General features: G+C 36.3%; 20 protein-coding genes, 1 other RNA gene and 1 pseudogene. 8 read left to right on the forward strand and 14 right to left on the reverse strand.

All coding sequences use genetic code 11. The features are described 5' to 3' along the window. Positions 1-36: 36 nt before the first annotated feature. The 3 genes from NOX90_RS05350 to NOX90_RS05360 are packed head-to-tail and all read right to left on the reverse strand — an operon-like array spanning position 37 to position 2291. On the reverse strand, positions 37-816 hold the full coding sequence (locus tag NOX90_RS05350) for a GNAT family N-acetyltransferase (RefSeq protein WP_375603813.1): 780 nt from the start codon (positions 814-816) through the stop codon (positions 37-39). Beyond that, positions 806-1288: a phosphatidylglycerophosphatase A gene (locus tag NOX90_RS05355; RefSeq protein ID WP_375603814.1), complete on the reverse strand. Its 483-nt coding sequence runs from the start codon at positions 1286-1288 to the stop codon at positions 806-808. Before NOX90_RS05355 ends, NOX90_RS05350 begins: the two co-directional genes overlap by 11 nt. 19 nt (positions 1289-1307) lie before the next feature. Continuing rightward, on the reverse strand, positions 1308-2291 hold the full coding sequence (locus NOX90_RS05360; protein WP_375603815.1) for an NAD(P)H-dependent glycerol-3-phosphate dehydrogenase: 984 nt from the start codon (positions 2289-2291) through the stop codon (positions 1308-1310). A gap of 332 nt (positions 2292-2623) precedes the next feature. Here NOX90_RS05360 and NOX90_RS05365 point away from each other — a divergent pair, with 332 nt between their 5' ends. After that, positions 2624-3382 carry a response regulator transcription factor gene (locus NOX90_RS05365; protein WP_375603816.1) on the forward strand — a complete coding sequence of 253 codons (759 nt, stop codon included), beginning with the start codon at positions 2624-2626 and terminating at the stop codon, positions 3380-3382. A 54-nt stretch (positions 3383-3436) separates the two neighbouring features. Here NOX90_RS05365 and rnpB read toward each other — a convergent pair. After that, positions 3437-3781: RNase P RNA component class A (rnpB, locus tag NOX90_RS05370), an RNA gene on the reverse strand. A gap of 110 nt (positions 3782-3891) precedes the next feature. Between rnpB and NOX90_RS05375 the strand changes: the two genes are divergently transcribed. Then, on the forward strand, positions 3892-4134 hold the full coding sequence (locus NOX90_RS05375) for a transposase (RefSeq protein ID WP_375603621.1): 243 nt from the start codon (positions 3892-3894) through the stop codon (positions 4132-4134). A 64-nt stretch (positions 4135-4198) separates the two neighbouring features. Continuing rightward, positions 4199-4657 (forward strand): transposase, encoded by a 459-nt coding sequence (locus tag NOX90_RS05380; protein ID WP_375604575.1) that lies wholly within the window; start codon positions 4199-4201, stop codon positions 4655-4657. Positions 4658-4934: 277 nt separating this feature from the next. On the opposite strand, the gene NOX90_RS05385 is transcribed toward NOX90_RS05380, so the two are convergent. From NOX90_RS05385 to NOX90_RS05415, 7 genes and pseudogenes are all read right to left on the reverse strand, one after another. Next, positions 4935-5828, reverse strand: coding sequence for a hypothetical protein (locus NOX90_RS05385; protein WP_375603817.1), 894 nt, complete (start codon positions 5826-5828; stop codon positions 4935-4937). Positions 5829-5908: 80 nt separating this feature from the next. Then, on the reverse strand, positions 5909-7270 hold the full coding sequence (locus NOX90_RS05390) for an NAD(P)H-dependent flavin oxidoreductase (protein WP_375603818.1): 1362 nt from the start codon (positions 7268-7270) through the stop codon (positions 5909-5911). A gap of 204 nt (positions 7271-7474) precedes the next feature. Then, positions 7475-8251, reverse strand: a complete 777-nt coding sequence (locus NOX90_RS05395) for a cell division protein FtsQ/DivIB (RefSeq protein ID WP_375604616.1) — start codon at positions 8249-8251, stop codon at positions 7475-7477. 3 nt (positions 8252-8254) lie between these two features. Beyond that, a pseudogene (locus tag NOX90_RS05400) lies at positions 8255-9208 on the reverse strand (D-alanine--D-alanine ligase); the annotation flags it as partial. 186 nt (positions 9209-9394) lie between these two features. Next, on the reverse strand, positions 9395-11845 hold the full coding sequence (gene topA / locus NOX90_RS05405; RefSeq protein WP_375603819.1) for a type I DNA topoisomerase: 2451 nt from the start codon (positions 11843-11845) through the stop codon (positions 9395-9397). 401 nt (positions 11846-12246) lie between these two features. Next, positions 12247-13713, reverse strand: a complete 1467-nt coding sequence (terL, locus tag NOX90_RS05410; RefSeq protein WP_375603820.1) for a phage terminase large subunit — start codon at positions 13711-13713, stop codon at positions 12247-12249. Positions 13714-14657: 944 nt separating this feature from the next. Continuing rightward, entirely contained in the window at positions 14658-15794 is a 1137-nt protein-coding gene (locus tag NOX90_RS05415; RefSeq protein ID WP_375603821.1) for a cysteine desulfurase family protein, read from the reverse strand. Between the two features lie 146 nt (positions 15795-15940). Between NOX90_RS05415 and NOX90_RS05420 the strand changes: the two genes are divergently transcribed. Beyond that, the gene (locus NOX90_RS05420; RefSeq protein ID WP_375603822.1) at positions 15941-16639 is read left to right on the forward strand and encodes an alpha/beta hydrolase; all 699 of its coding nucleotides are present in this window, start codon (positions 15941-15943) and stop codon (positions 16637-16639) included. Between the two features lie 238 nt (positions 16640-16877). Here NOX90_RS05420 and NOX90_RS05425 read toward each other — a convergent pair whose 3' ends face one another. Beyond that, positions 16878-17552: an ABC transporter ATP-binding protein gene (locus NOX90_RS05425; RefSeq protein ID WP_375603823.1), complete on the reverse strand. Its 675-nt coding sequence runs from the start codon at positions 17550-17552 to the stop codon at positions 16878-16880. Between the two features lie 368 nt (positions 17553-17920). Further along, entirely contained in the window at positions 17921-18382 is a 462-nt protein-coding gene (locus tag NOX90_RS05430; protein WP_375603824.1) for a HesB/IscA family protein, read from the reverse strand. Between the two features lie 47 nt (positions 18383-18429). Between NOX90_RS05430 and NOX90_RS05435 the strand changes: the two genes are divergently transcribed. Next, a complete protein-coding gene (locus tag NOX90_RS05435; protein ID WP_375603825.1) occupies positions 18430-19611 on the forward strand; it encodes a deoxyguanosinetriphosphate triphosphohydrolase in 1182 nt (393 codons plus the stop codon). After that, positions 19611-20819, forward strand: a complete 1209-nt coding sequence (gene ribD / locus NOX90_RS05440; RefSeq protein ID WP_375603826.1) for a bifunctional diaminohydroxyphosphoribosylaminopyrimidine deaminase/5-amino-6-(5-phosphoribosylamino)uracil reductase RibD — start codon at positions 19611-19613, stop codon at positions 20817-20819. Before NOX90_RS05435 ends, ribD begins: the two co-directional genes overlap by 1 nt. A 72-nt stretch (positions 20820-20891) precedes the next feature. Here ribD and NOX90_RS05445 read toward each other — a convergent pair whose 3' ends face one another. Next, positions 20892-21425 (reverse strand): hypothetical protein, encoded by a 534-nt coding sequence (locus NOX90_RS05445; protein ID WP_375603827.1) that lies wholly within the window; start codon positions 21423-21425, stop codon positions 20892-20894. A gap of 134 nt (positions 21426-21559) precedes the next feature. On the opposite strand from NOX90_RS05445, the gene truB reads away from it, so the two are divergent. Beyond that, on the forward strand, positions 21560-22633 hold the full coding sequence (gene truB / locus NOX90_RS05450; protein ID WP_375603828.1) for a tRNA pseudouridine(55) synthase TruB: 1074 nt from the start codon (positions 21560-21562) through the stop codon (positions 22631-22633). A gap of 12 nt (positions 22634-22645) precedes the next feature. After that, entirely contained in the window at positions 22646-22918 is a 273-nt protein-coding gene (gene rpsO / locus NOX90_RS05455; RefSeq protein ID WP_006279944.1) for a 30S ribosomal protein S15, read from the forward strand. The last annotated feature ends 13 nt before the right edge of the window (positions 22919-22931 follow it).

A 22931-nucleotide genomic window follows, 5' to 3' on the forward strand; every position in this document is an offset into this window, starting at 1 on the left:
TTTAAAACAAATGTAAAAATTTGTAACCGCTCAGAATTATGCTGAAGAGGTATATAAGTAAAGATTGCCTAACATTTGAAAGCCCAATCTCTTATAAAGGTTCACAGAAGGCTTCATACAATGTGCTACTATATATTTGCATTCAAGCTGTTTAGCTATCTTTATTCTTTCTAAAACCATTTGGGTACCTATTCCACGATTCCTGTAAATTGGTAAAACTCCATCACTATAAAAACCAGCTACGCTGTCTTGAACATAAAGACCGCATGTCCCAATAATTTCATTATTTAGTGTTACAAGAAAAAATCTTAATCTTGAGTTCTTATCATCATAATTTGATAATCCGCGAAAAAATGTGCTGACAATTCCAACGCCATGATAAAAAATTTTAGAAGTATGTAGATCTAACTGTTCTAAAAGATCGCTACCATTTACAGCATTTAACCTCAAATTTGAAATAACATCAACAGGTAAAAAGTAATTTTTCATATTAAGTAAAGCTTTTTTTGGTGTGCTAACGTGTTTTACTTCACACTTTTCTAAAATATCTCTTATTTTCATATGTGAATTTATTACCCATGTTGCTTCTATATCTCTTGTTCTGAGATAATCTAGAGTTTTTCGTATAGAAAGCTCGGTACATTGATCTCCACAGAACACAAAATTAAATAATGACTCCTTGGTACCATTTATTGTAAATGTAACGTTATCAAATTCATCGTGGACTTCCCACTCAGATAAATTTGCTGCGTACAGTATATAATCCTTTAGATTTTGAACAATTAAGCTTGAATAATAAATTTTTTTATCCTGCATACATCAACAATAAACAATAAAAGGCTCCTATAAGAACACAGGCTAAAATTGCAGCTATAATGTCATCTAGCATAACACCTAAAGGACCTTTGGTATTTTTATCGATCAAATTTATAGGCCACGTTTTTATTATATCAAAAAACCTAAAAGAAAAAAAGCACAACAACAATAAAGAGCAATTTATCTCTTGGCTTAACAATATCGAAACTAAAAGTATTGTCAGCAATTGACCAACTACTTCGTCAATTACTACCTCTTTTGGATCACATGAAGTCTTGTAATGTTTTATATAATTGCCTATAGACCATAATCCAATCAAGAATAATAAAAAAATAATTGCTGCACCTAAAATTCTGTTACTGAGTATTACAGGAACAATTGGATAAGAAGCTAAGCTGCCTACAGTACCTGGCATTTTTTTTACTGTGCCAGACAGCCACCATGTTGATATCAATTTATATAAAAATTTCACAATACACCAAAGTACAAAACTAATTTACAAGAACAGAAATAGTATCCTCTATAGAAGCACTTTCATACAATAATCTATAGACCGCTTCACATATAGGCATTTTTATCTTTAGCTTTCCTGCTAAATTAAATATGGACTCAGCAGTGCTAAAACCTTCAATCACTGACTTGCCTTCTGACAAAATCTGCTGAACATTAAAGCCATTGTCACTATTACCTATTTTAAACCCAAAAGATAGGTTTCTTGAATTCAAGGATGTGCATGTCATAATTAGGTCACCCAGACATGCCGGCCCAAGTAGTGTATTTATATCCACATTACCGTTACCAACTTTTGCTGAGTATAAAGCCTTAATTTCGCTCACACTTTTCGTAATCAATGCTGCATGAGCATTAAACCCAAGTTTACTACCTAGAACAATCCCACACGCTATAGCAAAAACGTTCTTTAACGCTGCACAAATCTGTATCCCTATAACATCGCTACTAAGGTGTAATTTAACATTTTCTTGCTGTAGTTCTGATATTAGCTTTGAACCCAATATGTTATTTTGACATGCAAGAACCATTGAATAGGGTAATTTTCTTACAACTTCTACAGCAAAGCTAGGACCTGAAAAAACAGCAATAGGATTGTTAGGTAAAACTTCATTTACTATTTCACTAGGTAATTTTAATGTAGACTTTTCTATTCCCTTACAAGCTAAAATTATTGCTACATCTTTTTTCAGATTACAATTATGCAATTGCTGACATACCTCCCTCAGAGACTGAGTGGGAACAGCGAGGATTGTTACTGAAGCATTAATTGTGTCTTCAATAGCCAATTTTACTGACACATTATCAAAAATTCGACAACCGGGTAGCTTGTCACTTTCTCTTTTCCCGTTGATTGATTCAAATGTAGTTTTATTGCGAGTCCACAAAATCACATCTTTCTTACTACCTAATGAAATTGCGATTGCTGTACCCCATGCACCCGCACCTAAAATTGATATTGCCACACAATATTCCTGAAAATATTACTTATACTTTAAAAGAGTAGAATAAGTAAGTTAAAAATATAATATAGGCGTATCAAATAGTTAAATATTTATTAACCTAAGTATTCTTTTAATAATAATAACTTTAATTTAATATTTACTAAAAATAGTATTACTATTATGGTATATGATGTATCTATTATATTTTAGATCTATTTATATAATTTTGGAACAATATATTTACTATTAATTAATAAGTGTAATTTTGATCGTTTGTTAATAAAAGTTTGATTTGTTACTTTCCTTAGTTATATATATTACTAAAATTATAAATTATTTATGGGGTGTAAAATATGCGTATATTACTAATTGAAGATGATCAAGTAAGTGCAAAGACTGTGGTTAATGCCTTAACTTCTGATGGGCACTTTTGTGACGTTGTTACTTCTGCACAAGATTATAACAATAATATGGTTTCCTCAAACGGAGATTACTATGATCTAGTTATTTTAGATATACACTTGCCTGGTGATATTGACGGATATGATATATTGTTAAGATTAAGAAGTGCAAAAATCAAAGTTCCTGTCCTAATACTTTCATGTATATCTGCTGTTAATCACAAAGCTAAAGGACTCGGGTATGGTGCCGATGATTACTTAACCAAACCATTTCATAAAAGTGAGTTATTAGCTCGAATTAAGGCCATAGTGCGTCGTACTAAAGGCCATCCTGAATCGGTGATAAAGATTGGTAATATAAATATCAATTTTGATCACAGGGTTGTTGAGGTGAAAGGTAAAACGGTTCACCTTACTAATAAAGAGTATTCTATGATAGAATTGCTAGCACTGCGTAAAGGAACAGTATTAACAAAAGAAATGTTCTTGAATCATCTTTACAATGGCTTAGACGAACCTTCAGATAACAAAATAGTTGATGTTTTTATGTGTAAATTACGTAAGAAGCTTGAAAGCGCTAATGATGGAAAAAGTCACATAGAAACTGTTTGGGGCAGAGGATACGTTCTGAAAGAGTATGTTGATGAGGATGAAGGATATTCTAGCTCTGATGAGAATAATGATTATCAAACAGAACAAGTAAAAGGTTAATGCGTGTGAACGTCCAAATTTCGAATATGGCTTATATTATATGTATTATTTTAATACCTAGGTGAAATATAAGCCGAGTTCTGTTTATGTAGCTATTTATCTGGAATAAATGTTACCATTTATTTCGTGCGATTTACCCGAGTAGATATGAGGAAAACATAAATTCTACTCTTATTTAATCTTGCTCCTAGTGCTGGTTACTTGACTACCAATGTTGCCATTGCTATGGTGCGCTCTTACCACACCTTTTCACCCTTACCTAAAATATTAGGCGGTAATTTTCTGCAGCCCTATAACTGGAGTTACCTCCGGCGGGTGTTACCCGTCACTACTTTTCCTTGGAGCCCGGACTTTCCTCTGCCATGCTTATGGCACAACAGCAGCTACTCATTTCACCCAGGAATCATACTTTAACATGAAAATCACAAAAGCAAAAGACAATTTCCTAAGAGCATGTCTTCAAACTAAGTAGAAAGGAGTTAAGAAGTGTGTTATAAGATATATTTTAAATGTACCCAAGCGATATAAGTGACAAAGAATGGAAGATGATAGAGCAATATTTTGAACCTAAAAAGACCGGCAGACCAAGAAAACACAGTATCAGAACGATTATCGATGCAATAAGGTATGTGATGAGAACAGGCTGTCAATGGAGACAACTACCTAAGAATTTTCCACCATGGAAAACCGTGTATAGTTGTAATTCGCGTTTAAAAAAAGTGGAATATGGCAAGAAATTCATGATTTTCTAGTTAAAAAACTAAGAAAGATAATTGGTAAGAATGAAACTCCATCAGTAGGAATAATTGACAGTCAATCAGTAAAAACCACTCAAAAAGGGGATCCAGAGGATATGATGCTGGCAAGAAAGTAAAGGGTAGAAAACGCCACATCGTTGTAGATACTCTAGGTCTTGTAATTGCTGCTGAAGTACACAGTGCAAGCATTCAAGATCGTGATGGTGCACTAAATCTTTTTGTTCAAGCCAAATGCAAAGCTCCAACATTACGTAAGTTTTTTGCTGATCAAGGATATACAGGTAAATTGCAAAACCGCTGTTTATTGGAAACTGGATGTTTGTTGACGATTACCAAGAAAGTAGTTGATACAGGATTTCAGGTTATTCCTAAACGTTGGATTGTTGAGAGAACCTTTGCTTGGCTCTCCAATTTTAGACGTATGAGTAAGGATTATGAGCATTCTCCTCTCACTTCAAAAAATAACATCTTTTTTAATATGATCACTATTATGCTTCACAAATTAGCTCATTCTTGAGTTTGAAGACATGCTCTTAGAGAGCTCGAAACTTATCTCTGCCTGCAGGTTTTCCGTTAAACAACAAAATTCAGCAAAAAGTGTAGCGTATTTTTGCAAGTAGCGTGTAGGTGCACATACATTTCTACCTAACGTGCACTACATTTTTTCTGAATCTTTTCCATATAGGGGGTTCTATGCCTATATTAAGTTGTATTGTCCGTACCAAAGTATTTGGGTACTGGCAATGTCATATACCGCCGCAGGCGGCGGTATATCTTGTGTTCGGTACTTAGCCCTACACAATTCCAAAATTTTGCCCTGTTGTATTAGGATAATCAAATCTACTATAAGGAGGAGCAGTTGGATAAGTATCCGCATTAGGATCTTGAGGAGAGTAAGGAGGAGGAGATGTGTTATAGCCTTTTACCGCTTCTTCAACCTTTTCAATATTATCTGATTCTTTCTCGTGCTTCATATGAAAAGCTAAACCACCGGCAAAACATACGAGAGAGTTAACACCAAGGATAACTAAACCCCACACCGGTAAGACTGGGTAGACAGCGCAAGCTATCAAAGCTGCCAAAGAAATAGTGCCAACCGCAAATTCTATATTCCTGAACGTTTTAAGTTTATTATCAAGGTAATCTATTTTTTCTTCTTTTCTAGCCGCTTTTTTGCTGCTATTGTACCAAAAGCACATACCAACATGGAAAGCAACACACACAACAACAAGTGCTATACCTAAAGCTAATAACTTCCTACTATCTTCTGATTCTTTTTTATTCTCTTTTCTGCTTTGATGAGAGGTATTGCCATTGTTAATATTCGTTATATTATTAACCGTAGTGTGACCACGTCCACCGCATAAAGAATTAATCCAGCATTGTAATAGTAAACAATCCAAAAAACTTAAGCCTTCATTTTGTCTATTCACATATATAACTTGAGGGCCTGTAGGTTGCCCGTTATTCCCTGCGTTATGTTGATCATTTCTGCTTTCTGTATCGTGCCTATTGCTTGAATTTGGATGTGTAAATTTTTCATACGCATTTTTAAAATTCTCCTCACTCCAATTTGTGGTGTTTTGCGTATTACAAAATTGTAAAAACTCTTTAACATTACTGTTACTACCAGATTTTTTTATATAGGCTAACGCATACCTTTTTAAAACACTATCACTTGCTACCATAAATACCCTCTTAAGTTAAGATTAAATTAATAAATACTTATTATAATAAGATAACATCTACTTGTCAACTCAACCATAACTTAATACCCAATCAATATCCTTTCCACCAGCTCTTTTACTGTCGGTACGTAGCCATTCTCATAAAACAGATCTTGCTTAAATTTGTACACGTTGTGCCCGGAAAACATGAGTTCATTTTCAATATCGCCGTCATGTATAATGTTTTGCAGTGTTTTTTGTATACAAAAACTCCGTGGATCTGGCTTTCGTCCTGTGGAATGGTCGCCGTGATCCTTCCAATTGCTAAACAAACAATGACTTAAGCATCCCATACAATTGATTTGATCTTCTCTTATTTGTTTAAATTTATCTGGTGTCACAAAAATAACAGTTGTATCTGGAGTTTTCATTGCTTCTGTATACCCTGCTTTAGTCCATGTATTTGCCAGCTCTTTGTCTTTTGAAGTAAGGTAGATCTTCCTACCTCTGCTACCCATTGCAAATTCACTACTAAATTCTTCGCTGGCATTTTCTGAAAATTTTATTTGACGTAAGTTTCTCTCCTGTAACTCACGTATGAAGTTATTTTTTACTGCAGATGAGTAAAACCCTGTTGGACTGAATTTATTTAAAAATACATCACCTTCTTCTAAAGTGAGTAGCTTCTTTTTCCACTCTGCAGAAATTGGGCTTTCTTTCGTCAAAAGTGGACGAGTGCCAAACTGAAAAGCTATTGGTCCAATTTGCAGATTGTCAAACCAATGTTCCCAATCTTTCAAATGCCACACTCCTCCTGCCATAACAATTGGTGTTTCTGAAAGACCGATCTCGTTCATGAAAGATCTAAGCTCTGCAACTCTTTCAAATGGAGCCTGTGGTAGCTCTGGGTCTTCACTGTTACTGAGTCCATTGTGCCCTCCAGCAAGCCATGGATCTTCATACACTACTCCACCAAGCAAATAGGAAGATATTCTTTGGTAAGTACGCTTCCATAATGCTTTAAAAGCACGCACCGATGAGACAATAGGGTAATAATAAACCTGATATTTAGCTGCAATCTCTCCAAGCCTATAAGGCATACCAGCACCGCAGGTAATACCATGAACTAAGCCTTTTGCTTTTTCTAATATGCCATGAAGCACGCGTTCTGCTGCTCCCATCTCCCAAAGCACATTCATATGTATTCTTCCATGACCTTTTGATATTTCATTCGCTATTTTTGCCTGACTGATTCCAGCTTTAATACTATACTCAATCAATTCACTGTGTTTTTCATTTCTTTTTTTGCCTTTGTAAATCAGCGGCACTAACTCACCATTATCATCAATAAGCTTAGCATTTGCACCAGAAAACGTACCCACAGCATCTGCTGCAGCAAATGCTCCACTTGACCTTCCATCACTGATTGCGATGCCTTTGCCGCCCTCAATGATTGGCCACACTTCCTTTCCTGAAATTACTATCTTTTTTTATCTTATTTTTCAAAACTTCCTCGGCTAGCAAACTATCCACAAATCGTAGTTTGGCTAAGAGTGCTCTCTTCTTGTCATTCCAGTGTCAGCTACTTGCGTGACATTGTCTACTATGCAACATTGTACCATATTACAATGTTCGTGTTTGCATAACAAGAATTGGATGACAGCAGGTCACCTCTTCACAAAAATTTTATCAGTAATACGCATATCAATTATACTCCAATTGCTGAAAGTAAAATCAGTTGTATTTTGCAAGTGGTTTAAATAGTCCCATGCACTATAAGGGTTATCTTCAGGCAGTTTCACTGTGGAATCGTTATCAAGTATGATATTCCATCTTCTATTCCCTATATAAGCAAAGGAAGAAATGTGGTCACTTAATTGAGTTTTACTCTCTAACACATCTTTAACAAATTCTAGGTTTGATAACGAGTTTTGTCCTGTAATTACAACAAGATCATCTATTAAATAGTCATCTACGATCACTTTACCTTCGAAATCAATTACCGAAGTTTTGTTATTATCTTTCCAGAGAGCAAACGGTTTATGCTCATCTATATTAATGTGTAGAGTATTGGGCAAAATTCTGTGAACTCTTACGTATTTTATCCATCTGCTTACAGATTGTATACTATCTATAAGTTTTGAGAGTGATATATACATGATAGGTTGCGTTCTATCTACCAAACTTAGAATGTCCTTTTCGTTTGTAAATTTATTGCCGCTCACGACTACTTCATCGATTGAAAATCCACTACTGAGTAATAAACTGGATAGGCAGTCATTACACCAAGCAAAGTAGCAATTAAATCGACTTATTATTTTATCGAGTGAACTATAAAGTACTAATGTAAAAAAAAGCGCAGTTATAATAACGAAAGCGCACTTGCGCAAAAAACGCCTTTGGCTTCTAGTAACATTNNGTTCAACATCTGCTTGATCTCTAATACTCTTGTGCTGNNTTTCAACAATAATTTTAACTAATTCATTAAAATTGATTCCTTTTGCCAATTTTGCAATTTCTGGCACTAACGATAACTTAGTAAAGCCAGGATGTGTATTAATCTCAAGCATTTTTAAAGTGTTATTTTGGGGATTATAACGAAAATCTGAGCGGGAAATAGTTTTGCATCCTAAAAATTGATGAACTTTCAGTGCGTGTTCCAAGGTCATTTTATATATGTTGTCAGGAATTTCAGCAGGAAATATATGTGCTGCAAATCCATCTGTATACTTTGCTTCATAATCATAGAATTTATTTTTTGGTCTTATTTCTATAGTACCAATTGCTTCACTCAGTAGTACAGCAGTGTGTAATTCTACACCTGGAACGTATTCTTCTATGATCATCAAGTCTCTTGTCATCCAAGTAGCTCCTTCCTTGTCATCCAAGTAGCCAGACACTGCCTGGTCACGTGCTGGAAGCATGTTTTTTAATTTCTCATGCGAGAAAATCATGTGCACTCCGATGCTAGAGCCTTCATTAATTGGTTTTAAGACGTACGGATAATCGATTTTAATATTATTTTTTAGTACATCTTCTCGGCTAATTACATAACCTTTTGGAGTGTCGATATTAAGGGATCGAAATATATGCTTTGACATCACTTTATTCATAGCAACAGCAGAAGCCATAACTCCTGAGTGTGTATATTTTATACCTAAGATTTCCAATAAACCTTGAATGCAGCCATCTTCACCATAAGGTCCATGCAGAGCAATAAAAGCAAGTTCAGGATTAATTTTTCTAAGCTTTTCAGCAACGTTGCTGTCAACATCTATTTCTATTGCATTATATGAAAGGCTATCAAGCGCCTTCTTTACTGCTTTTCCGCTCATAAGTGATACTTCTCTTTCACAAGAAAATCCACCACTCAAAATTGCTATAGTTGGAACCATAAGCATTCTATGTTTTACTATAAGCATATAAAAGATGCTCTTATCTTCAATAGAAAAAATGCTTTGAAAAATCCTCTATCCTATCCACTCTGAGAAGCTATTATCTTCTTATGCTTCCAACCAAGCAATATACCATCTGGGTAAGGTCACGCGCTGGAATGACAATAAAGAGCATATGGTTATTCAAGAAGTCTATTTCTTACCCTTAATCAACTCTAATGCCTTCTTCAAATCTATGCTTTCAATATCTGCACTCTTGCCCAAAGCAATGTTTGTTTTACCGCATTTTATATAGAATCCGTACCTACCGTTGCAGATAAAAACTTCTTTTCCCTTTTCATTAACCCCAAGAGATTTTAGCTCTTTGCGTGGGCTGTTTGCAATAATTTGTATAACTTCGCTCAATTCTGTATTCAGCACCTCTTTGGAGCTTTTCTTAAGAGAAAAGTATCTACCATCATAAAAAATATAGTACCCAAATCGTCCAAGGCCTATTTTTACTTCCTTTCCGGTTTCAGGGTGCTCTCCGATTACTTTCGGCAAGGAAAGTAACTGAGTAGCGATGCTCAGATCAATATCATTAACATTTATATCTTTTGGTATAGAAACCGCCTTTTTCTTTTCTGACTCATTATTAAACTGCAGGTAAAGCCCAAAAGGACCCTTTTTAATTACTACCTCTTGTCCTGTTATATCATCTATACCTAAACTTTTTGGATATTCTGAATTGTCGTTACTACCTGTAATTTCTTTTGTATGGTTGCATTCAGGATAGTTAGAACATCCAAGGAACACCCCGGCTTTTCCAAAGTTCAATTTCAATATGCCATCAGAGCAAGCAGGGCATTTTGTATTCACCTCTTTTCTTCCTTCTTCTGAACAAAACCAATCGATTACCAAATCGTGAATGCCGCTGAAAACTTCATCATGCGTCATTTGCTTGACAGAGTTTACATGACCAAAAAATGGCACCCAAAAGTGGCCTAATTCTTTTTTCCAATCTGCATGTCCATTTGAAATTAAATCAAGCTTTTCTTCCATTTGTGATGTGAAATCATACTCTACACAACGCTGAAAAAAAGTTTCTAAAAATATAGTAACGATTTTACCGCGGCTGCTTGGAATAAACCTTTTGCTATCCAATGAAACGTACTCACGATCTTGTAATACCGAAATAATTGTTGCATAAGTTGATGGTCGACCTATACCGATTTCTTCCATTTTTTTAACGATACTTGCTTCACTATAACGAGGTGGCGGTTGAGTGAAATGTTGTTTTGGCTCAACTGAAATCAGCTTGCATGCTTCCCCTTCTTTCATGACAGGTAGCAGGCCTTCATTTTCGGCTTCCATGTTATCTTGATAGACTTTATAAAAACCATCAAAGAATATACTCGACCCACTTGCTCGCAGAATTACTTTCTGGTCAGTAGAACTAATTTCGACTACCACTTGATCAAGAATCGCCGACTCCATTTGACTTGCAATGGTCCTTTTCCAGATTAAATCATACAATTTAAATTGCTCTGGCGTTAAGTAATCCTTAATACTACCCGGCGTTCTACTTATATCAGTTGGACGAATTGCTTCATGTGCTTCTTGAGCATTTTTGACCTTTTTTACATATTTATGAGGAGACTGCGGTAAATATTTATCACCATATAATGACTTAATTGACCCTCTAATTGAGTTTATAGCCTCATCTGCAATATGAAACCCATCTGTACGCATGTAAGTTATCAACCCTACAGTTTCACCACCAATATCGATACCTTCGTATAAATTTTGCGCTACTCGCATAACATTTTTCACATTAAAATACAGTTTATTCACTGCATCTTGCTGAAGACTTGAGGTAATAAATGGAGGTAGCGGGTTTCTCTTAACTTGCTTGCGTTCTACTGTGCTTACAGCATACTGCCTTGACTCAATCTCCCTGACTAAGTTCTTTGCTTCTTCTTCATTCTTAATATCAAATTTTTCTAGCTTTTTATTGTCATAGTGGCTTAGCATGGCAAAAAAAGCCTCATCTTTGCTATTTTGCATTTCTGCCTTTATGCTCCAATACTCCTGTGTTATAAACTTACTGATTTCATCTTCTCGTTCGCATATAAGCTTTAATGCAACAGATTGAACTCGCCCCGCAGATTTGCTTCCCGACAATTTTGTCCACAGCAGCGGTGACAAGCTAAATCCAACTAGGTAATCCAAAGCTCTGCGTGCTTGTTGTGCGCGCACTAAGTCCATATTTATTTCACGTGGATTCTTTATAGCCTCTTGCACTGCTCTTTTTGTTATCTCATTAAAGACTACTCTATGAATGTTACTTTCATCATTGATTGCTTTCCTTTCCTTTAGTGCCTCTATCACATGCCAAGCTATTGCTTCCCCTTCTCTGTCTGGATCTGTTGCAAGATATATATCTGATGCTTTGCTTGCTGCTTTTACTAACTCTTTTATATACTTTTCTGCTTTTTCAATGATTTCATACTTTATGGCAAAATCATTATCTGGATCAACGGAGCCGTTTTTTGCTGGAAGATCTCTCACATGTCCAAAGGATGCAGCTACTTTGAACTCTTTACTCAAATATTTACCTATCGTCTTTGCTTTCGCAGGTGATTCAACTATTAATAATGCCATATTGTTAATTATTTTAGTACTTAAAGATAATATGTTGAGAAATATACAATGAAAAGTAAAAAAATATTTTAATAGGTCTTGTGAATTTTACAAAGTAGGTTGTTCATGGTTTCCAGAAAACCCTTGGACGTTGCTATTTTCAAGTGACTTTGANNAACAATAATATACGATTGCAGCAGCAATAAGACAACAAATTGCTCCAACTGCTATTCCCACTGCCAACATTTCTAAGTAAACTGCAATAGCTATTCCTAAAGCAACTCCAGCTATTGCCAGTACAGAAGCAACTACAATAGGCAGTTTGCTCCTCTTTTCATTTTGTGGACTTGGTTGTATATTATTGTTCTGGATTCCAGTACTGGAATGACACCGTTTGTTGTAAAAGCAAATCGTGACTGGTTTCACTCAAAGCCTCTGATTCTAAAGGCGTTGGTGTTAGTCTTTCTCATCCACTGCAAATATTGCACGGTACTATCCACTTGGTCGTCGTGGCGCGTTTCTGGAAACATTAAAATTTCATACTCAAAATCATTTAGCCATACTGCTTGATGCGGCAAAATAATCCTGCCAGACTCTATCATCGGAGCAATCCGGTGGAATCGAGTGAGCTTACCATCATGTGGCACTATTTCGATAATGGGCAAATGACTGTTTGCCTTCAGCTCTTGTGCTAATTGCTGACCACTTGTTTTGGCTTCGATCAAAATCGCGTGTGGTGACCATCTTGCAGCTAGTGATAAAACTTGTTCTTTAAGCTTTGGATACTCAAGCTTTGCGCGATATACATCAAGTAAATAGAATTTATTATCTATTTTTGCCCAGGTGGTGCAGACACTAAAGTTGCTCATGTCGCTTGTTGAAACCGCAGTATCCCAACTTTGTGTTACATGCGAGAGATTATCAGGAACATTTTTATAGCGCTTTAGCCACTCTCGTTTGACTATACCACTTGAAAGTGGCAGAGGGTTCTGTTGATATTGAGCAGCAAAAGCATAGCTCCCAAGTTCAACCTTTATCATCTCAACTTCCTCTTTTCCTCCATCTAGGGGATATAGCAACTGACCTTCTTCTCTTGAGTATAATATTACGGGTGGTGTCATTCTAGCACTTGATGCTGTAATCCAGCTTTTGTACTCATTTGTAGTTACTCGGGTGACAGGAACAAGAAAAGGAGGCGCTGGCTTTTTGATTGAATAGATAATCTCCTTATTTTCAGATATCATCGGTAAACAAGTATGGTTCCATATGTTTTTCGGTTTGGAGAGAAGGTGCCCGGTCAAATCTTCCTGATGTAGCCTATGCATCACAAGAACAATGACTCCTTTTTTTCTGTCGTTAAGCCTGGTTACTAAAGTCTGGTCAAACCAGTTTGTAGCACGCTTTCTAAACGTTTCACTCAAAGCTTGGGCGGGACTCAGTGGATCATCCACGATGATGAAATCACCACCTTCACCGGTTAGTGTTCCTCCAACGGACGTTGCGATTCTGTATCCTCTCTGCACTGTTTGAAATTTGTATTTGGTATTCTGATCTTTGGATAGTTCTACTTCTGGAAATAGCTTTCTATACCAACCAGATTGCATTACGCACCTTGTATCAAGCGAGTGTTTTTCGCTGAGCAGCCGAGAGTAACTTGCAACTATTATTCTTGCAGTTGGCTGATTTCCCAGTATCCACGCGGGCCACGCAACGCTTATGCACATGGACTTCATTGAACGCGGAGGCATATTGAATATTATTCGCCTCATTTTGCCAACGTTTGCCGCTTCAAGTCTGTCTGCTATGACTTTTATGTACCGATAATTCTTATACTCACACCCTGGCACCACCGTTTGAAAGCATAACTCAATGAATTTTAGAAAGTTCATGATATAATGTTGAAACCAACGCGTGACGCTGGGATGACAAAAAAAGGAGCACTGAAGGCTATAGGTTGCAAGCGAGACGTCATACCGCCGCGGTGCTAACAAGCAGCAGGATGACGGTTGTCAGGGTGTCGTCCAAGTAGCCTCCTTCTCCCGTCATCCAAGTAGCCCCCTATGGTGTCATTCCAGTCTGGAATCCAGGAAAAAGAATGGTGTCATCCCAGTGCTCCTATGATGTTATGAAAGTAGCCTCCTTCTCCTGTCATTCCAGTCTGGAGTCCAAAAGAAAGGACGATGTCATCCCAGTCTGGGATCCAGTTTTTAATTTAACGTAATCAAGAACGTTGTAACCACTTTCTATGTTAGTTTGCTTGTGAGCAACCTGGATCCCAGACTGGGATGACACCCTAGTAGAAATCGTTTTTGTAATTGCAACATTCGTGCAATCTTTAGCCATAAATATTAAGAAATTTACCAAATGAAAAAAAGGCAAAAGAAGCCCCGTGGTTGGCTAATTACTTACATTATACTTTCAAGTATGGCGTTTTTTTATTCTAAACGCTTAATAACCGCGATTTAGCTGCTTTTTAATGCAACTAACCTTTAGTCATAAATGTTTAAGAAATTTACTAAACAGAAAAAAAGGCAAAAGAAACCCTAGGGTAGCTAGTTATTCACTATCCATTTTTTAAGTTGGCGTTTTTTTATGTTTTAAATGCTTTATAAGCGCGTTTCAGCTTATATAGCTAGAATATTGTGAAAGACATAAGGTGCACATAGTGCAAAAAATTAAAAATAAGACGCCAGATACGTGAGTTTTTTTGTCATTTAATCTGTACAGAGAAGATAAATAAATAGCTTCAGTTTCATGATAAGGGCGCTGGCGGAGTTTGTAAAGTAATTTTTTACATCTAATTTATAGCTCCCTGCATGGTACCACGTATTATCTATACCAAGGAGTTCTTCTTGTAGATATTATACCAACAATCCACTATTTTTTTTATGTCTTGTGGTTTAGTTTCTGAACCTATACTGATTCTAATTGAACACTCTGCTTGCTCTTTTGTTGCCCCCATTGCAAGCAAAACATGAGAAGGCTCAACTTTTCCAGAAGAACATGCAGAGCCATTACTAACTGCAATATGATTCAAGTCAAAATGCATGAGCTGCACATCACTCTTTACTCCTGGCATATAAATAAAACTTGTGTTTGGCAGCCTCTTAGAGTTTTTACCGAAGATTCTTATGTCACTGGCAAGATTTAATAATTCACACTCTAATTGATCACGTAGCTCCTTTACTTCATCCATTTTTGACAGAAGATCTGGAATATTTTGCAGTGCGGCAGAAAGGCCTGCGATCGCAACAATATTTTCCGTACCACCACGAAATCCCTTCTCTTGTCCACCACCTATTATAATCGGTTCTATCGCAAGTTCTTTATTGAATATTAAAACCCCACTGCCTGCTACACCGCCAAATTTATGGGCAGATAAAGTGAGTAAATCCACTCCTAAATCTTCCATATTAACTTTAATTTTCCCAACACTTTGAGCAATGTCAGTGTGGCAAATTGCTCCAAATTTGTGGGCTATTTCAGCTATTTCCTCAATAGGTTGAATAACTCCGGTTTCGTTATTTGCCATCATCACTGAAACTATTGCTTTGTTTCCTTTAAGTTCACTTAGAATTTTTTCTAGCTCTAAAAAGTCAACAATGCCCTCCTGATTAACGGGTATTATATATGGATTACATGCAGAATTAAGAATTGAAGGATGCTCTATGGCTGAAATTACATGCAGGTAGCCTTTCATTCCTCTCATAACAAGGTTATTCGCTTCAGTTGCACCAGACGTAAAAACTGTTTCTTTATCACTTGAGACGCCAATAGCACCACGTACGTTATCTCTTGCATCCTGAAGAATCTTCCTCGCTTCTTGTCCTCTTTTATGTAGTGATGATGGATTGAGCGTTTGTTTTAACAAAACCTCAAATATACTTTTTTTTACATTTTCACTAATTGGAGCAGTTGCATTGTAATCAGCATATACGCAACCACTATTTTCTAAAGAGAATGGACTCATCTGTCACTTAAATAAGTTTACCATTAACTATAATCATAACTATGTTTAACACGATAAAAAATTTATTGCAAAAACAGCGAAATTAATACATAATTAATAATTCACGTCATAAATACCTGTCAAGCGGGTTCTTATTAGGAGTTACTATGGTAGAAGTTTTTTTGAATAATGCAACAAGAAAGATAGAAGGTGAATACCACCAAAGCAAAGATGTCAACGCGCCGGTTGTGCTGATTTTACATCATCACCCTCAATATGGTGGTAATATGGATAGTAAAATTGTACATAGTGTATATACGTCTTTTATCGATAACAATTTTTCTGCATTGAAAATTAACTTTCGTGGTGTGGGAAAATCTACCGGAACTTTTGATAAGGGTATAGGAGAATTGACTGACGCTGCGGTAGCCATTGATTGGCTTCAGGAACATAATCCTAGCAACGTTCCAATTTGGATCGCTGGCTTTTCTTTTGGAGCATGGGTGGCTATGCAGCTAACAATGCGCCGCCCTGAGATAGTGGGTTTTATTGCTCTTTCTCTTCCGGTAACTAAGTACGATTTTTCTTTTCTTTCTCCCTGTCCAGCTTCTGGGCTTATAATACAAAGCAGTGATGATACCATCTCAGAAGAAAGCGATGTAACAGAATTAGCAAAAAGGTTGATAAATTCAGTAAAAAGTGATCACATGAAATATCATATAATAGATGATACTAATCACTTTCTAAGGGATAAAGAAGAGGAAGTGACTCAAATCGTGGACAATTATATAAAACTGCGCTTAAACAGTGCAGCTATTTCTTCTCAAAAAGCTAAAAAAGAGGTAAGAGTAAAAGAATATGCTTAATCTTTACAAATAAGGGAAATGAGTGTAGTAATATAAATGAAAAGGTTTTGTTATGTTTAAAAAGCTATTATTTTTTGTTTTAGCTGTGTTTATGTTATCGGGGTGTTCCCTAAGTAAACAGCGTAAGTTAAAAAGTCCGTGTATAAAAAGCAATGAAAGCATTTCATGCGAGTTATACTCTGTTAATGATCATTGGTTAGATAAGTATAAGGCATAGAAATTGCGCTATTTTTCCTATTCACAACTTCACTAATGATCGATCTCTCAATTGGAAAATACAGTCTGCCTTTTTTGCAAGGAGATGATTGTGCGTTACTATAAGCATAGAGCTGTTATTTTCCTTTACGTACGAATGTAGCAGTAAAAACACCTTAAAAGAATTTGTTGGATCTAAATTTCCTGTTGGCTCATCTGCAAGCAAAAGCTTTGGAGAATTTACAATGCTTCTTGCAATTGCAACTCTCTGCCTTTCCCCACCCGAAACTTCAGATATCATACTACTTGCTTTGTTTCCCAGACCAAATTTTTCCAACATTGCGTGCGAATTCTTTTTTGCTTCAGCTTCGCTTTTTCCTGCAATGAGTTGAGGAAGCATAATATTTTCCAACACCGATAACTCTTGTAACAAATAGTGAAATTGATAAACAAAACTAAGAAAATTTCTTCTTACATGGGTTTTATGCTTATTATTGGCTTGTGTGCAATTTATTCCATCTATCGTAACTATACCTGAAGTTGGCTTGTCCAACAAACCTGCGATTTGCAATATAGTTGTTTTTCCTGCACCTGAATCGCCAATCAGCGCTACTACTTGCCCTCTTGTGACACTTAGGTTGATGTTTTTTACGATAGCAGAATTGCCCTTGAAGCTTTTATCTACAGAAGTTAGTTCTAGTGCTACATCATCACTCATGTTTAAAAGACCTATAACCATACAAATGTTGTGCTTGCATAGCAAATGATAGTGCATGACCAGTAAAAAAGAAATAGAAGAATAAACCTCAGTGTCAAGTATACAACTATATGAACGTTGTGACTTGAGAGCACCCTCCACCAGAGAAGGGTGTTATCCCAGTGCTCNNAGACACTGGGATCCAGGAATTTTGATTGGACACTAAGTTGGTGAGCATAAAAGTAGCTAATCCTATGTTAAAACACAACGTTTGTGATGGGATTGCGTAAAAGGCTGGATTCCATTGTTACGCACTATCATTTACTATGTAACATCGTGTCACATTGCAACATCCGTACAGTTATATGTCAAGCACTATCAAATTTTGACTAAACTGAGAAGCTGTTACCACAACCACATTGAGACTTAGCAAAGGCATTCTTTATTTGAAAACCAGAACCACTGAGATTCTCAGTATAATCTATAACTGAATTATTCAAAAATTTTGCTGAACAATTATCAACCATTAATACAGGATTGCCATTTTCATCATTAATTACTATATCTTTACCTTTTTCGCTAAAACTGGAATGGCTTCTATAGTCCTCGCTTTCTTCATAGTCATCATCTTCGTCTTCGTCATCAAACTCATCATCGTAATCATCATCTTCATCATCCAAAGATAGATTTTTATTCATTTGATCCATAAGAAAATTGTATTTGAAGCCAGAACATCCACCACCTGAAACTGCAATCCGTAAAACGGAACTCTTATCCCCTTCCTGCTCTGCAAGAAAGTGGATTTTTTTTAGTGCATTATCAGTTAAGTTGATGTTGTAATTTGTTGACATAGTAACCACCGTTTATTATTGATAATTTATTATAGTAGAAATTTTACATGTCAAACAATAATTTTCTATTAAATTATGCATGCTTTCCAAGCAAAACAAAAGGGAGATATTTCAAAGAGCCAGAAGATGAGAATCGCAGCTGCTTTCAGCGTGATAGGGATCGCATTATTCACTCTAATGCGTTTAGGAAATTGGGGTACAAAACACAAGTTTTTATCAATTACGAGCACGATTACTATCGCACTCGGCTGACTCATAGCCTTGAAGTTGCACAAATTGCAAGATCCATTGCACGCAGGCTCAGCTTAGATGAGGATATCACTGAATGCATAGCGCTTGCACATGATCTTGGTCATCCCCCATTTGGTCACACAGGTGAGGATGCTTTAGTTCAAGTTAATAATGAGAAATATGAGTTTGATCATAATGTTCAAGCTATAAGAATTTTAACTTATCTTGAACAAAAACATGCTGATTTTGATGGTATGAATCTAAGTTGGGAGGTGATTGAAGGAGTTGCAAAGCATAACGGTCCCTTGCTTGGTCAAAACGCGGAGTCTTCTACAAATAATCAGCTGTTATTAAAATATAATGAAAAATATGATCTAAAACTTGAGGAATTTTCAAGCATTGAAGCGCAAGTTGCTTCAATTGCCGATGATATTGCTTACAGTGTTCACGATCTTGATGATGCACTCAGGGCAAATTTAGTAACCATCGAAGATTTGCTGAATGTCCCTTTAATTGGAAAAACGTTTAAAGACGTAAGAAGCGGATATTCAGAATTGCCTCAGAGCAAACTCATACATGAATCACTGAGTGGAACTATAGGAACTATGATAAGTGATGTTGTTTCTCAGACTGAAAGAAATATTGAAGATCACAAAATAAAAAGCGTAGAAGACGTAAGAAGTCTAAATAAAATGCTAGTCACATTTTCACCAGAAGTTGCGAATGCTACAAAAGAAATGAAAAGATTCAACATGGAAAAAATATACAGAAGCTATAAACTGAGTAGAACGATGAACAAAGCAAAACGCATGATACAGGAACTTTTTCAATGTTTTTATGAAAACCCAGGACTACTTCCCACAGAGTGGAGCAAACTCGCTTGTGAATCTCAGCGTTCAGTAATAATATGTGACTATATCTCAGGTATGACAGATAGATTTGCCATACACGAGCACAGAAGAATTTTTGATACCTCATACGAAATGACTTCTTTCTAATGACTGATGATCATTTCATGTCAATTGCATTAAGGCTTGCAGAAAAAAATCTTGGAAATGTTGCACCAAATCCTGCTGTCGGGTGTGTTATTGTAAAAGATGGTACAATTATTAGTGAGGGATATACAGGGATCGGTGGGCGTCCGCATGCGGAGGTAGTTGCTTTGCAAAACGCTAAAGATTCAACTCAAGATGCAACTATGTATATCACGCTCGAGCCATGTTGCCACTTTGGAGTTACAGAACCTTGCACCGCAGGAATTATAAGAGCTGGAATAAAAAGGGTAGTGATTGCAACTATTGACCCAGATAGTAGAGTTTCAGGTGGAGGCATTAAAGCTCTGAAAGAAGCAGGAATTGAAGTTGAGCAAGGTATAATGCAAAAAGAGGCAGAAGAACTGAATGTCGGTTTTTTCACCACTAAAGAATTACATAGACCATTTATAGCTTGCAAAATCGCAACAACTCTTGACGGGAAAATCGCAACATTTACAGGCGATAGCAGATGGATAACAAGTGAAGATACGAGAAACTGGGTACAGAAGCTCAGAGCAAAATATGACGCAATTATGATCGGCAGCAATACTCTTATTAATGACGATCCACTCTTAACTTGCAGATTACCAGGACTGGAAAATAGATCGCCAATAAGGCTAATTATTGATAGCCAAGGGAAATTAAAGGAAGAGCATAACATTGCAAAGACTGCAGATACCTTATATAACCATGATTTAAGCAAAGAGCCAACAGCATACCTTTCGATGTCATTCCAGCGCGTGACGCTGGAATCTAGAAAAAAAGAAGAAGAATGGATCCCAGTGTCACGCACTGGGATGACAGGAGGTTCAACTTGGGTAATTACAAACAATGAAGTAAAGAAAAAAATAAAAAACATTAACTACTTAGTAGTTAACTCAAACAATGCTGGCAAAGCCTGCCTAAAAGACATGGCATCAAAACTTGTTTCAGAAATTGGTATAACAAGATTATTAGTTGAAGGCGGAGGAGTGTTAATTACAGAACTATTAAAGTGTAATTTAATCGACAGGCTGATAATCTGCCGCAGTGGCAAGATTTTAGGTAATGACGCCACTCCTTTTATAGGAAATTTAGAAATTCAATCTATCAACAAATGTTACCAGTTCAAAAAAACAGAGATAATAGATTTTGATGAGGATGTGGTTGAAGTGTGGGGTAAATTATTGTAACTTTTACATATTCAAATAAAAGAAGAAAAAAAGAGGCAGAATCATCTCTACCTCTTGTGCTATTTATTTACCTTATGTAAGCTTAGGTGCGTATTTGGCATCAAATATTTGCGTAACATTAGGTTGTTGTAGTTCATGTAAAAGATTGAGTGTTTCACCCTTCTCACCTTGAGGTCCTTGTTCACCCTTCTCACCTTGAGGTCCTTGTTCACCCTTCTCACCTTGAGGTCCTTGTTCACCCTTCTCACCTTGAGGTCCTTGTTCACCCTTCTCACCTTGAGGTCCTTGTTCACCCTTCTCACCTTGAAGTCCTTGTTCGCCTCTGTCACCCTTTTCACCCTTAGCATTTTCTATTGCATTCATTTGCTGATATGAAGAATAAGCTAGTGCGGCAAAATATATAGCGGCAATAAATAGAACTGCAATTCCAGCAGGGCTAGTAACAAGTGCTAAAGATGCAGGTCCAGCAATTACTTTAGTAGCAATTAATATTGTTGTTATTGCTCCCGCTAAAGATGCAAGTGCAACTAAACCTTCAATACCCATTTTTGTTATATGTGCAGTGTTTTCCAGCTTCCATATAGTTTGATCTTTGTCTTTCGTCATAACAATCTCCTAAAATAAGACTAATAAAAAGATTAAGTATGCGTTAATAATGCATGTTGGTCAAGCCATTTTTTATATTATTATTTAAAGTATATATTTCAAGCTAAACTGTTACCAATTGTATATAATTAACTATGAAACATGGTTGGCTGAATCTTGATAAACCAATAGGAATTAGTTCTGCACAAGCTGTAACCCAAGTTAAAAAGATTTTTGGAATTAAGAAAGCTGGTCATCTGGGAACACTTGATCCTTTAGCTTCAGGTGTGTTGCCAATTGCTCTTGGTGAAGCAACAAAAACTATACCGTATTTATCTTGTGACTTAAAGGCATACGATTTTACAATAAAATGGGGCGAACAAAAAACCACGGATGACTTAGATGGTGATATCATTAGAACTAGCGATATAAAACCCGAATATAATCAAATAAATTGTGCAATTGAAAATTTTATTGGTGAGATTAAGCAGACTCCTCCTCAATTTTCAGCAATAAAAATCAAGGGAGCAAGGGCGTATAAATTGGCAAGAAGTGGGCAAAAGGTGAATATAAAACCCCGACAAGTCAAAATACATGAGCTGAAATTGATATCTGTGGATACCATAAATAATAGTGCAAATTTTTCTATGATGTGCGGTAGTGGTGTATATGTAAGATCAATTGCTCGGGATCTTGGCATTGCATTAAATTGTTTTGGACACATTACGAAATTAAGAAGAACTATGGTAGGTGACTTTAGAGAAAATGAATCAGTGACAATTGAGCAACTTACTAANAAAAACACAACAACTTACTCTCCCCAGTGCTTGACACTGGGATCCAGATATACAAATACTTACAAATCATGTAATGGACAAAAGATTCTAGGAGCATATGTCAAAAACAATGTTCGTGATGAAATAGGCTGGATCCCAGTGTCAGCTACTTGGATGACAGANGGGGGTGGGATGACAGAAGATGATGGAGTGACAGGGAGTGATACAAAAAGTTTTGTCATCCCCATTGAATCGGCTTTAAAATCGATGTTCAAAGTTGAAATTTCCCCAGAAGATGCGGGGAAAATCAGAAAAGGTCAGGAAGTTGTATTAAATAACTTGCGTAATTTAAAGAATTATGATATTTGTTGTACGATAGTGGGTAGTGTACCTATTGCAATCTGCAGTTTTATTTATGGTTGTGTGAAACCTATTCGTGTTTTTAATATTTAAAATGAGGTTTAGATGTCGATAACATCCGAAAAGAAAAAGAGTTTGATAAATATATATGCAATCAAAGAAGATGATACAGGTTCATCTTTTGTACAATGTGCAATTTTGACCGAGAGGATCAGTAACTTAACTGAGCATTTTAAAGTGCACAAGCATGACCATCACTCTAAGCGTGGTTTACTTATATTGATAGGTAGAAGACGCAAGCACTTAAATTATATAAAGCGTAAATTTGGTAATGAAGCCTATCAGGAATTAATAGAAAAGTTAGGCATTAGAAAATAATCGAGGAATTTAG

This window comes from Wolbachia endosymbiont of Anurida maritima (assembly GCF_042182995.1).
Taxonomy (GTDB): domain Bacteria; phylum Pseudomonadota; class Alphaproteobacteria; order Rickettsiales; family Anaplasmataceae; genus Wolbachia.